The organism is Streptomyces sp. NPDC014734, from assembly GCF_043083325.1.
Lineage (GTDB): Bacteria > Actinomycetota > Actinomycetes > Streptomycetales > Streptomycetaceae > Streptomyces.
Genome location: NZ_JBIBYN010000002.1, coordinates 226644 through 239222 on the forward strand (window position 1 = coordinate 226644; position 12579 = coordinate 239222).

Here is a 12579-nt window from a genome sequence, read left to right on the forward strand (position 1 = left end):
CCGATCGTCTCGGACCGATCGTCCGGGGTCCGGTGGGCAACGGCTCACGCGCCCGGGGGCGCCCCGCTCAGGACACCATGAGCAGGGCGCCCTCGCGCCATTTCAGCACCTTGTCGAAGCTCACCACGGCACCGTGTCCGGGTCGGTTGCCGAAGTGGACGTGGTCGGCGAGCTGTTCGATCAGGCAGAGACCGCGGCCGTTCTCGGCGCTGAGCGAAGGGTACGGCGGTGATCCGTGCTGCTGTGCCGACGGGCGCAGCATGCGCCGGGCGGGGAAGCCCGGCCCCGAGTCGGTGACTTCGATGCGGCACATCTCGCCGTCCAGATACGCGGTGACCCGGTACTGACCGGGGGCGGCTCCGGGCCGCTCGCCCCGTGCATCCGGTACGCCCGATACATTCGGTACGCCCCGAGGGCTCCGTCCCGCGTTCCGTTCCTCCTGGGGCCGTTCCTCCCGGGACCGCTCCCCCTGGAACCGGTCCTCCCGGGGCCGGTCCTCCCGGGCTTCGCGGACGCCGCCGTGCTCGACGGCGTTCGCGCATGCCTCGGTGAGCGCGACCGACAGGTCGAAGGAGATCTCCGGATCCACCCCCGCGGTCTCCATCGTCCCCAGCAGGAAGCGACGGGCGAGCGGGACGCTCGCAGCCTCGCGCCGCAAGTGGAGGGACCACCAGATGCTCATGCTCCAGCCTCCTGGCTGCGGCTCGACTACCGATACGTATTGCCCTGCCGAACCCTTCGTAAGCACATACCGGGTGTGACACCGCTCATTCGGCGGATACCCGCACCCCAGGTACCCGTGTATGCCGAACCGGACCGCGAGTTCGGCGGTCGGCCCCGGTCCGACGCCCCGGCCGACGGTGCCCGTTCCGGGCCTCGGGGCGTTGACCTGGCGAATCGCCCCGGTCCGGGTTGCGGTGCCCTCTCCCGCGTGTGCGTCGGCCGCAAACGTGGGCCCTCTCCGGCACATCGGACGGACGGTGACCTTCCGGACCTGCCGTGCACAGGCGCGAGGCACGATGCGATGATGGGCCCCGCCATGTCTATGCCTGTCGCACGCGCCGGGGCCGGTCTGAGGCTCCTGAGGGCCACGGTGTTCACCGCGGTCTGCGTCGCGCTGTCCGCGGCGGGCCACAGCTTGGCCTCCTGTGCGGCCGTCCCCTGGTGGACGCTGGTCGCCGGATTCCTGGGAATCTTCGCGGTGGTGGCACCGCTCGCCGGGCGCGAGCGCTCGCTGCCGTCGATCGCCGCCGTACTGACCGGCGGGCAGATCGCCCTGCACTCCCTCTTCGGCGCGGGCACTCCCGCCGTGTCGACGGCCCCCGCGACGGGCGACGACCCGCTGATCCGGTTCGCGGCGAGCCTCGTGTGCGGCATGGGCCCGGCCCAGTTGAACGCCGCCGAGGCCCACCGCATCGTCACCACCGCCGGCATCGACCCGGCGTCGGTGAGCGGCGGGCCCCGGCATCTCGCCCCCGTGGTCGGCGCGCACTCCGGGCCCCTCGCCGGGTTGCTGCCCAGCCTGCCGATGCTGCTCGGTCACCTGCTGGCCGCCGTGGCCACCGGCTGGCTGCTGCGGCGCGGCGAGATCGCCCTGTTCGAGCTGGCCCGGCTGTCCGCGCACGGGGCCCAACAGGTTGCGGCCGGGGCCCGGTTGCGCTCCCTGCGCGCCGCTCTCGCGCTCGTGGACGCCCTGCGCGCCGGGCTGCCGGGATCCACGACGACCGGACCGCGCACGCCCCGTACCGCCGTCGACGCCCCGCTGCCCGCCACCGGGGACCCGTTGCAGCACATGGTGATCAGGCGCGGCCCGCCCGCCGCGTACGCGCTCGCAGCCTGACGCGACACCCGCCGCCCGGCCGGTCGACCACTCGGACGTTCGCCCCCGTGGTCACCCGGCACCCGGCCGCGCAGTCACCCGACGCACACCCGCCCGGCGCAACCGTCGCCCGGCGTCCCACGTGTCGGTGCACGCGCGCGGCGTGCGGGGAAGAAGGTGTCGCGATGCCGTCGCGCACACGCGCGCCGGGCCACCCTTCCCATGTGCTTCCGTGGAGTGATCCCTGCCATGAACATTTCCCGCATCGCCCTCGCCGGCGGTATCGCCGCGTCCACCGTGCTGCTTCTCGCCGGCACCGCTTCCGCGCACGTGTCCGTGCAGCCGCAGGGCGAGGCCGCCAAGGGCGGGTACGCGACCGTGAACATCAAGGTCCCCAACGAGCGCGACAACGCCTCGACGATCAAGCTGGAGGTCAGCTTCCCGACCGACCACCCGCTGGCCTCGGTGACACCGCAGGCCGTACCCGGCTGGGACATCGAGGTCACCAGGAGCAAGCTGGCCAAGCCGCTGGAGATGCACGGCCAGAAGATCAACGAGGCGGTTTCCAAGGTCACCTGGACCGCCACGGGCGGCAAGGACGACGCCGGTATCCGTCCCGGCTACTTCCAGCAGTTCCCGCTCTCCCTCGGCCAGCTCCCCGAGGACGCCGACCAGTTGGTGCTCAAGGCCGTCCAGACGTACGACAACAAGGAAGTCGTCCGGTGGATCGAGGAGCAGAAGGAGGGCGCCGACGAGCCGGAGAGCCCGGCGCCCGTCCTCAAGCTGACCGCGCCGGCCGCCGGTGACCACGGTGCCGCCGACGACAAGAGCGGTGCCACGCAGGCGGCGGACAAGCAGACGACGGCCGCGTCGGACTCGCCCGACAGCGACACCACGGCCCGTGTCCTCGGCATCGTCGGCATCGTCGTCGGCGCCGCGGGCGTGGCCTTCGGCGTCCTCGCCGGCCGCCGCCGCACCGCCTGACCGAGGGCGGCTCCCACCCGCGGGGCCGTACGGTCCCACCGGACACACGGCCCCGCGGAACGCACGGCACCACGACACCCCGGGGCGCTCGGCACCACGGCACCCCGCCGGGGCCCGGGGCGCCACCCGAGCCCGGGACACCCTCCGGCCCCCCGGCCCCGAGCACCCTCACCACAGGCACCATCAGTTCCACTGCCCCACTGCCCCATCGACCCACCAGGACTCAGTGCTCCATGCGTAAGAAATCAGTGCTGGCCATAGCGTTCGCCGCCGTAGCCGCACTCTCCCTGTCCGCGTGCGGCGGCAGCGACGACGCTGCCGAGAAGCCCTTCGCCGATGTGTCCGTACCGACCAAGACCAAGGCCGCGACGGTGCTCGACCAGCCGTTCACCAAGCCCGACCTCGTTCTCACGGACACCCACGGCAAGAAGTACGACCTCCGTGAGCAGACCAAGGGCAAGCCGACGCTGATCTACTTCGGCTACACCAACTGCCCCGATGTCTGCCCGCTCATCATGAGCAACATCGCCATCGCCAGGAAGGCCCTCCCCAAGGCCGACCAGGACAGGCTCCAGGTCATCTTCGTGACCACGGACCCCGAACGGGACACTCCCTCCTCGCTGGGCACCTGGCTCGCTTCCCAGGACCCCTCCTTCATCGGTCTCACCGGCGACTTCCCGACCATCCAGGCGGGCGCGCGCCAGATCGGCATCGGCATCGACGCCCCCAAGAAGGAGAAGGACGGCACCGTCGTCTCGATGCACGGCTCCCAGGTCATCGCGTTCTCCCCGAAGACCGACAAGGGGTACCTCGTGTACAGCGAGGACACCACGCCCGACGACTACACCAAGGACCTCCCCAAGATCGCCAAGGGGGAGAACCCGTGAACCGCCGCACCACCCTCGCCGGTGTCGTCGCCCTCGTCGGCGGACTGGCACTGGCGGGATGCTCGTCGTCGGACGGCGCACCCGAACTGAAGGTGTCCGGCGCGTTCATGCCGCAGCCCATCAGCGACATGGCGGCGGGCTTCCTCGTCATAGAGAACAGCGGCGGTGCCGCCGACCGGCTCACCTCGGTCACCAGCCCGCTCTCGGACGACGTCACGATCCACGAGACGAAGAACAACGCGATGCGCATGGTGACGTCCTTCGAGGTTCCCGCGGGCGGCGAGCTGGATCTGGAACGCGGCGGAAACCACATCATGTTCATGAAGCTCAAGCAGCAGCCCAAGCAGGGCGAGAAGGTGTCCGTGGAGCTGCACTTCGAGAAGGCCGACCCGATCACGGTCGACCTTCCCGTGAAGGAGACCACCTACAACCCGAAGAAGCAGTGAGGGACTGACACGACATGACAGCCACCGCCCCGCACTTCGGAACGTCCCCGTCCTCCCCCGCGGCCCGTCGGCCGTTCACCACGGCCGCGCTCCTCACCGCCCTCGTCGGCCTGGTACTCGGCCTGGTGCTGGTAGGGGCGGGCCCCGCGTCCGCGCACGCCGCGCTCACCGGAAGCGATCCGCAGGACGGGGCGGTGGTCGCCACCGCCCCCAAGGAGATCACGCTCACCTTCTCCGAACAGGTCGCACTCGGCAACGACTCCATCCGGATCCTGGACCCCACCGGCGAACGGGCCGACACCAGTACCGCCCCGCGTGATCTGGGCAGCGGCTCCACGGTGAAGTACGGCGTCCCGCTGCGCACCAAGCTGCCCGACGGCACGTACACCGTCGCCTGGCAGGCCGTCTCGGCGGACAGCCACCCCGTGTCGGGCGCCTTCACCTTCTCCATCGGCGCACCTTCGAAGACCACCGTCGCCCTCCCGACGGACAAGGCCGGGGGCGGTCTCGTCGGCACCCTCTACGACATCGCCCGCTACGCCGCCTACGCGGGTTTCGTCCTGCTGGCCGGCGGCGCCGCCTTCGTGCTGGCCTGCTGGCAGCGCGGTGCGGGCGCACGCCCCCTGCAACGCCTCGTCGTACGCGGCTGGCTGACGCTCACCGTCGCCACCCTGGTCATGCTGATGCTGCGCAACCCCTACACCGGCTCCGGGAAACTCGCGGACGCCTTCGACCTCGACGGGCTGAAGGCCGTCCTCGACACCAAGCCCGGGGCGGCGCTCGTGTCCCGGCTCCTGCTGCTCGGCGCGTCCGCGCTCTTCGTCGCCGTGCTGTTCGGAACGTACGCGCGGCGCGAGGACCGTCGCGAGACGAGGGACCTCACCTTCGGGCTGTCGATCGGCGGTGTGGTGATCGCCGCGGGAATCGCGGGTACCTGGTCGCTCTCCGAACACGCCTCGACCGGCCTCCAGACCGGCATCGCCATGCCGGTCGACGTACTCCACCTGCTGGCCGTCGCCGCCTGGCTGGGCGGGCTCGCCGCACTGCTCGTCGCGCTGTACCGGACCCCGGACGTCGAGGCGGCGGCAGTGGGGCGCTTCTCCCGTATCGCGTTCGGCAGCGTGGTCGTGCTCACCGCCACCGGGATCTACCAGTCCTGGCGCCAGGTCGGCACCTGGTCCGCGCTCACCGGTACGGGATACGGGCAGCTGCTGCTCGTGAAGGTGGCGCTCGTCGCCGTGCTCGTCGCCATCGCCTGGGGCTCGCGCCGCTGGACCGCACGCCTGATCACGGGCGGGAGCGGTGCGGGGCGCGAGGAGGCCGATGAGACCGGCGAGGCCGGGAGAACCGGCGAAGCGGATGGGGCCGGCGAAGCGGATGGGGCCGAGGGCGCCGGGGACGACGTCATGGCCGGGGAAGCCGGGGCGGAGATGGCCGGGGCCGGGGCGGAGACCGATCGCCGGGCGCCGGAGCATACGGCCGGGACGGTCGGAACGGGGGCCGGTGGTGAGGGGGCCGACGCCCGAAGCGGGGCGGCGGACTCCGGGACCGGGGCGCCCCGATCAACGGAGGACGGCGCACCGGTGCCGGGTGCCGGAGACGCGGCACGGGCGGCGCAGCTCGCCCGGCAGCGGGCCGCCGTGGCCAACGCCGAGAGGAAGCGGGTCCGCGACGCCGACCCGGACCGCTCCGGCCTGCGCCGTTCGGTACTCGCCGAAGTCGGTGTCGCCGTCGTGCTTCTGGCCGTGACGACGGTACTGACCTCGACCGAACCGGGCCGCACCGAGGAGGAGGCCCGCGGTTCCACGGCGGCGACCGCCCCGGTGGCCGCCGGGCCGGTCGGTCTGACCGTGCCGTTCGACACGGGTGGCGAGAACGGCAGGGGAACGGTGCGCATGGATCTCGATCCGGGCCGCACCGGCGTCAATGAGCTCCACATCTGGGTCGACGGCGCCGACGGCAAGGCCATGGACGTCCCCGAGCTGAAGGTCGCCTTCACTCTGGAGTCCAAGGACATCGGCCCGCTCCCGGTCGCCCCCACCCGGCTCACCGAGGGTCACTGGACCGCGAGCGGCGTACAGATCCCGATGGCGGGCGACTGGAAGGTCGCGGTGACGGTGCGCACGTCGGACATCGATCAGACGACCGTCGACAAGAACGTGAAGATCGGATGAGCAGGATCGTGAGCGGGAGCGGCACATGGTGAGCGGCAACAACAGGCGGAAGACCTTGCCGGGCAGCCGCAAGCCCTCCGCAGCCAACCGGAGGGCCACGACGCCCTCGACGGCGGCGGGCACGAACAGCCTGACCGGTGCGGACGGCGAATACACCGGGAACGACAGGACCACCGGGAACAACAGGACCGCGAGGAACGGCGGAACCGCGGGAGACGGCGGGACCGCGGGGAAGAACAGAACGGCGGGAGACGGCGGGACCGCGGGGAAGGACAGAACCGCGGGAGACGGCGGGACCGCGGGGAAGGACAGAACCGCGGGAGACGGCGGAGCCGCGGGGAACGGCGCGAACGACGGGGCCCGTACCGACGACCGTGCCCTCACCCGGCGGCGGCTGCTCGGCACAGCGGGCGCCACGGGTGCGGCCGGTCTGCTGGTCGGGGTGGCCGGGGGCACGACCGGCTACGCCATGACCCGGCCCGAGGAGCCGACCGCCCTGACCGCGGTCGGCTCCACCCAGGTGATGTTTCACGGGAAACATCAGCCGGGGATCACCACTCCGCTCCAGGCACGTGGTCACCTCGTCGCCTTCGACCTGGTACCGGGTGCCGGGCGGAAGGAGGCCGCCACCCTGATGCGCCGCTGGTCGGACGTGGCCCGGCGCCTGATGACGGGTGAACCCGCGGGCGGCGGCACGGCGGACGGCGGGGCCCACGACACCGGGATCGCCCTGGACGCCGGGCCGTCCTCCTTGACCCTCACCTTCGGTTTCGGGCACACCTTTTTCGACCGCACCGGGCTGGCCGATCACCGCCCGCCCGGACTCGACCCACTGCCCCCCTTCTCCAACGATCATCTCGACACCCGACGCTCCAACGGTGACCTCTGGGTGCAGATCGGCGCCGACGACGCGCTCGTCGCATTCCACGCGCTGCGTGCCGTACAGAAGGAGAGCGCCGGAACCGCCAGGGTCCGCTGGCAGATGAACGGCTTCAACCGCACCCCCGGCGCCACTGCCCGGCCGATGACCGCCCGCAATCTCATGGGCCAGATCGACGGCACCGGCAATCCGAAGCCCACCGACAACGACTACGACCGGCGCGTCTTCGTCCCGGCCGGAGCGGACGACGCGTACGCGTGGCTGGCCGGCGGGTCGTACGCGGTCGTACGCCGGATCAGAATGCTGCTCGACGACTGGGAGAAGCTTCCGGTGGAACGGCAGGAGCAGGTCATAGGGCGGCGCAAGAAGGACGGCGCCCCGTTGAGCGGCGGTTCGGAGTCCACGGAGATGGACCTCGACAAGGCCGGCCCCGACGGCAAGCTGCTGATTCCGGACAACGCCCATGCCCGGATCTCCTCCCCCGGAAAGAACAGCGGCGCGGCCATGCTGCGGCGCCCCTTCTCGTACCACGACGGCATCGCGGAGGACGGCACCCCGGACGCCGGACTGCTGTTCGTCTGCTGGCAGGCGGATCCGCTGCGCGGCTTCGTCACCGTGCAACGGAAGCTGGACCGGGGCGACGCGCTGTCCCCCTTCATCCGGCACGAGGCGAGCGGCCTGTTCGCGGTGCCGGGCGGGGCGGGGCGGGGCGAGTACGTGGGGCAGCGGCTGCTGGAATCCTGAACCGGACCGGGCCTACCGATGCGTGTTCCGAAAGCGGCGCCGTCTGCCCGAAGGGCAGGCGGGCGACGTCCGGTGCCGTGCGATCGCAAGGCGGAGGGCCGCCCCGATGCTGAGCGTATCGGGGCGGCCCCGACAACACGGCGAGCGTGCGTGCCAGGCGTCGCCCGGCAGGCGTCTTTCGGAACACGCTTTAGGGTGACGGTATGTCCGCCACGCGCTACGCCTATCTCGGCCCCGAAGGCACCTTCACCGAGGTCGCCCTCCGTACGCTCCCGGAAGCCGCCACCCGCGAACTCGTACCGATGGTCTCCGTACCGGCGGCGCTGGACGCGGTGCGCAACGGGGCCGCCGCCGCGGCCCTCGTGCCGATCGAGAACTCCGTCGAGGGCGGCATCACCGCGACGCTCGACGAGCTGACCTCCGGCGAACCGCTGATGATCTACCGCGAGGTGCTGCTCTCCATCAGCTTCGCGCTGCTGGTCCGCCCCGGCACCAAACTCTCCGACATCAAGTCGGTCACCGCGCACCCGGCCGCGCAACCGCAGGTGCGCAACTGGCTGGCCGCCCATCTGCCGGATGCCGTATGGGAATCCGCGGCGTCGAACGCCGACGGTGCCCGGCTGGTGCAGGAGGGACGGTACGACGCGGCCTTCGCCGGTGAGTTCGCGGCGGCGACGTACGGTCTGGAACCTCTGGTGACGGAGATCCACGACGCGGTGAACGCGCAGACGCGCTTCGTTCTGGTGGGACGCCCGGCCCGGCCCGCTGCGCCGACGGGCGCGGACAAGACCTCGGTGGTCATCTGGCTGGGTGAGGACCAGCCCGGCGCGCTGCTCGAACTCCTCCAGGAGTTCGCGGTCCGCGGGGTGAACCTGATGCTGATCCAGTCGCGGCCGACAGGGGCCGGTATCGGCAACTACTGCTTCTCTGTGGACGCCGAGGGCCATATCGCGGACCGACGGGTCGGTGAGGCCCTGATGGGCCTGAAGCGTATCTGCCCGAAGGTACGGTTCCTCGGCTCGTACCCGCGTGCAGGGGTGGATCCGCAGGACGTACGGCCCTTGCGGCACGGTACGTCCGACACGGAATTCACCGACGCCTCCGACTGGCTGGCCCGGAACCTCGACGGCCGCGCCTGACCCCGGCCCGTTGTCGGCCGCCACGATCCGGACGACAGCCACCGGACGATGACCGTCGGGGGCAACAGCGCCGGGGAGCGATGGCGGCCGACGAACCACGACGGCCGGGGAACGATGACGGCCGGACGGCAGCGCCCGGGCGAATCGTTCCGGGCATGCCGGTGCCGCCGCGCCCCGTCCCTGGTGGAATGCTTTCTACGGATCTTCGCCATCTGAGGATCTTCGGCATCCACAGACTTATCCACAGAGGCGCCCCCAGGCCTGGGGATAAGTCGACGCCCTCGTGCGACATGATCGACATATCGTCACAGTCGCCTCGGGCGCATCCACAGACCACGAGACCGACCGGGCCACCGACCGCCAGCCCCTTTTCAACGATCAACGCGTCGAGGCAGGTAATTCCACCCGAACGAGCGCCCGAAGCGAGTTTGAGAGGAAAACCTGCGCGCCTCAGCGCCTTGCGCGGTACACCCTTCTTCGGTATCCACAGAACTTCCTCACAGCCTGTGGATAACCCGAGAAAAATTCGGCGCCTGTGGACAAGCGGGTCCCAACTCCCCCTCCACGGGGGGCAGATGCGTCAAGAAGACCAGTACTCAATGCCCCTTTTGGAGGGGTAAACTCTTTTTCGTTGACCGGCCGAGCCGATCAACGGGCACCCAATAGACCCCACCATTTAACAATTCGGGCAATTCGGGCAAAATGACACGCGCGGCAATATCGGTTCGAGCGGTAGAAGCACGCACCGGTAGCCTGGAGGGGTGATTGACCTTCGCCTGCTCCGTGAGGACCCCGACCGTGTTCGCGCCTCCCAGCGCGCCCGTGGAGAGGACGTCGCGCTCGTCGACGCCCTGCTCTCCGCCGACGAGCGGCGCAGGTCGTCCGGCGTCCGCTTCGACGAACTCCGCTCCGAGCAGAAAGCGCTCGGCAAACTCATCCCCAAGGCCTCGCCCGAGGAGCGCACCGAGCTGCTCAAGCGGGCCGAGCAGCTGAAGGCCGAGGTCAAGGCGGCCGACGCGGCGCAGGACGAGGCCGATGCCGAGGCGAAGAGCCTGATGCTCAAACTCGGCAACATCGTCCACGAGGACGTGCCGGTCGGCGGCGAGGAGGACTTCGTCGTCCTGGAGACCCACGGCACGATCCGCGACTTCGGGGCCGAGGGCTTCGAGCCCAGGGACCACCTGGAGCTCGGCGAGAAGCTCGGCGCCATCGACATGGAGCGCGGCGCCAAGGTCTCGGGTTCGCGCTTCTACTACCTGACGGGCGTCGGCGCACTGCTGGAGCTGGCCCTCGTCAACGCCGCGATCGCCCAGGCCACCGAGGCGGGATTCATCCCGATGCTGACGCCCGCGCTGGTCCGGCCGCGCGCCATGGAGGGCACCGGCTTCCTCGGCCAGGCCGCGGAGAACGTGTACCACCTGGAGAAGGACGACTACTACCTGGTCGGCACCTCCGAGGTCCCGCTCGCCGCGTACCACATGGACGAGATCATCGAGGCCGACAAACTGCCGCTGCGGTACGCGGGCTTCTCGCCGTGCTACCGCCGCGAGGCCGGTACGTACGGCAAGGACACCCGGGGCATCTTCCGCGTCCACCAGTTCGACAAGGTCGAGATGTTCTCGTACGTCGACCCGGCGGACGCCGAGGCCGAGCACCGCAGGCTGCTGGACTGGGAGAAGCAGTGGCTCACCGCCCTTGAGCTGCCGTTCCAGGTGATCGATGTCGCCACCGGCGACCTGGGCGCCTCGGCCTCCCGGAAGTTCGACTGCGAGGCCTGGATCCCGACACAGGGCAAGTACCGCGAGCTGACGTCCGCGTCGAACTGCAACAGCTTCCAGGCACGCCGTCTGTCCGTCCGGATGCGCGACACCCATGACGGCAAGAAGGTGCTCCAGCCGCTGGCCACGCTGAACGGCACGCTCTGCGCCGTACCGCGCACGATCGTGGCGATCCTGGAGAACCACCAGCTGGCCGACGGTTCGGTACGGGTGCCCGAGGTGCTCCGGCCCTACCTCGGTGGGCGCGAGGTCCTGGAACCGGTCGCCAAGTGACCTTTCCGTACAAGCTCGTCGCGACCGATCTCGACGGGACGCTGCTGCGCAACGACGACACGGTCTCGGAACGCACCCGGTCGGCACTGACCGCGGCCGCGGCGGCCGGTGCCGCGCACATCATCGTCACCGGCCGTGCGGTTCCCTGGACCCGCCACATACTGGACGACCTCGGCTACGAGGGCCTCGCGGTCTGCGGCCAGGGCGCGCAGGTGTACCACGCGGGCGAGCACAGGCTGCTGACGTCACTGACGCTGGACCGGCAGCTCGCCGGTCTCGCGCTGTCCAAGGTCGAGGCCGAGGTCGGCCCGTTGGCACTGGCGGCGAGCCGCGACGGGCTCGACGGCGAGGTCGTGATCGGCCCCGGCTACCGCGTTCAGGAGGGACCGCTCCCCGCTCTCGTGGCGAAGGACCCGGCCGAGTTGTGGGCGGCCCCGCTGAACAAGGTCTACATCCAGCATCCCGATCTGGACGACGACGCACTGGCGACGGCCGCGCGCGCGGCCGTCGGCAATCTGGTGGACGTGGTCATGGCCGGTCCGGGCGTGGTCGAGATCCTGCCGATGGGGCTGAGCAAGGCGACCGGGCTCTCGCTCGCCGCACGTCGGCTGGGTGTGAAGGCCGCGGAGACGATCGCCTTCGGGGACATGCCGAACGACATCCCGATGTTCGCCTGGGCGCAGCACGGCGTGGCCATGGCCAACGCGCACGAGGACCTGAAGGCCGTGGCGCAGGAGATCACCGCGTCCAACGAGGACGACGGCATCGCCGAGGTCCTGGAGCGGCTGCTCTGACCCGTCCCCGTCCGTGACGTCCCCGTCCGTGACGTGTCCGTCCATGCCGCACCCGTTCGTGCCGTATCCGGATTCGATGTACCGGGCACGGCACGGACGAGGACGCTTGCGCGTCCGCGTGCGCGGAACCGGCTGTGCACGGTTCTGCGGAGGATGCGCGGATCGAACGCGCGCGGGGTTCACGGCCCCGACGACGGCTTAGCAAGCCGCTGCCTTACCACTCGGCCAATCCTCCGGGAGGGCGGCAGTGCGCAATGGCGCGACGTGCCGCCCCGGGCGTCCCGCCCGATCGGCAGCGGCGGAGTGTCGGTGACTACTCCGGTGCCGGCTCGGAGCCGCCCAGTCGGGAACTCGACGGACTCGGACTGTCGGTCATCGCCGCGCTCCCCTCCCGGTCTGTGGTGGGCGTATCGACGCACGGCGGTGGGCTTCCGTCCCCTCCGTACCGCGCCGACACGTGCCCGCACCCCACGGTGCTCCCCACTACCCTGCCGGGTGCGGCCCTTCGGCGCCATCCATTTTCCGGACGTCCCCGAAGGGCCGCACGACCCGCCGTGTCAGCGGCGCCGGTCCGCTCGGGGCCGCTTGCCGGTGCGGCGCTCCAGGTCCCTCGGGTGCCGGGCGAGAACGTCCGTCCTGCCGTCGATGCGGACGATGTCCA

Annotated in this window: 10 protein-coding genes and 1 tRNA gene; 9 read left to right on the forward strand and 2 right to left on the reverse strand. The window is 70.8% G+C overall.

Features of this window, described 5'->3' with window-relative positions; all coding sequences use genetic code 11:
* Positions 1-67 precede the first annotated feature (67 nt).
* Positions 68-682, reverse strand: coding sequence for an ATP-binding protein (locus ACF1CT_RS04905; RefSeq protein ID WP_391782334.1), 615 nt, complete (start codon positions 680-682; stop codon positions 68-70).
* Between the two features lie 357 nt (positions 683-1039).
* On the opposite strand from ACF1CT_RS04905, the gene ACF1CT_RS04910 reads away from it, so the two are divergent.
* The 9 genes from ACF1CT_RS04910 to ACF1CT_RS04950 all read left to right on the forward strand — a co-directional run bounded on the left by ACF1CT_RS04910 (position 1040) and on the right by ACF1CT_RS04950 (position 11918).
* Entirely contained in the window at positions 1040-1840 is an 801-nt protein-coding gene (locus tag ACF1CT_RS04910) for a hypothetical protein (protein ID WP_391782335.1), read from the forward strand.
* Positions 1841-2068: 228 nt separating this feature from the next.
* Positions 2069-2803: a YcnI family protein gene (locus tag ACF1CT_RS04915; RefSeq protein WP_391782336.1), complete on the forward strand. Its 735-nt coding sequence runs from the start codon at positions 2069-2071 to the stop codon at positions 2801-2803.
* A gap of 233 nt (positions 2804-3036) precedes the next feature.
* The gene (locus ACF1CT_RS04920) at positions 3037-3690 is read left to right on the forward strand and encodes an SCO family protein (protein WP_391782337.1); all 654 of its coding nucleotides are present in this window, start codon (positions 3037-3039) and stop codon (positions 3688-3690) included.
* The gene (locus ACF1CT_RS04925; protein WP_391782338.1) at positions 3687-4136 is read left to right on the forward strand and encodes a copper chaperone PCu(A)C; all 450 of its coding nucleotides are present in this window, start codon (positions 3687-3689) and stop codon (positions 4134-4136) included. Before ACF1CT_RS04920 ends, ACF1CT_RS04925 begins: the two co-directional genes overlap by 4 nt.
* Before the next feature lie 14 nt (positions 4137-4150).
* Positions 4151-6310, forward strand: coding sequence for a copper resistance CopC/CopD family protein (locus ACF1CT_RS04930; RefSeq protein ID WP_391782339.1), 2160 nt, complete (start codon positions 4151-4153; stop codon positions 6308-6310).
* Positions 6311-6335: 25 nt separating this feature from the next.
* The gene (gene efeB / locus ACF1CT_RS04935; protein WP_391782340.1) at positions 6336-7934 is read left to right on the forward strand and encodes an iron uptake transporter deferrochelatase/peroxidase subunit; all 1599 of its coding nucleotides are present in this window, start codon (positions 6336-6338) and stop codon (positions 7932-7934) included.
* 203 nt (positions 7935-8137) lie between these two features.
* A complete protein-coding gene (gene pheA, locus ACF1CT_RS04940) occupies positions 8138-9073 on the forward strand; it encodes a prephenate dehydratase (RefSeq protein WP_391782341.1) in 936 nt (311 codons plus the stop codon).
* Between the two features lie 761 nt (positions 9074-9834).
* Entirely contained in the window at positions 9835-11124 is a 1290-nt protein-coding gene (gene serS / locus ACF1CT_RS04945) for a serine--tRNA ligase (protein ID WP_391782342.1), read from the forward strand.
* Positions 11121-11918 carry an HAD family hydrolase gene (locus tag ACF1CT_RS04950; protein ID WP_391782343.1) on the forward strand — a complete coding sequence of 266 codons (798 nt, stop codon included), beginning with the start codon at positions 11121-11123 and terminating at the stop codon, positions 11916-11918. Before serS ends, ACF1CT_RS04950 begins: the two co-directional genes overlap by 4 nt.
* Before the next feature lie 147 nt (positions 11919-12065).
* On the opposite strand, the gene ACF1CT_RS04955 is transcribed toward ACF1CT_RS04950, so the two are convergent.
* Positions 12066-12153, reverse strand: a tRNA-Ser gene (locus ACF1CT_RS04955).
* Positions 12154-12579 lie beyond the last annotated feature (426 nt).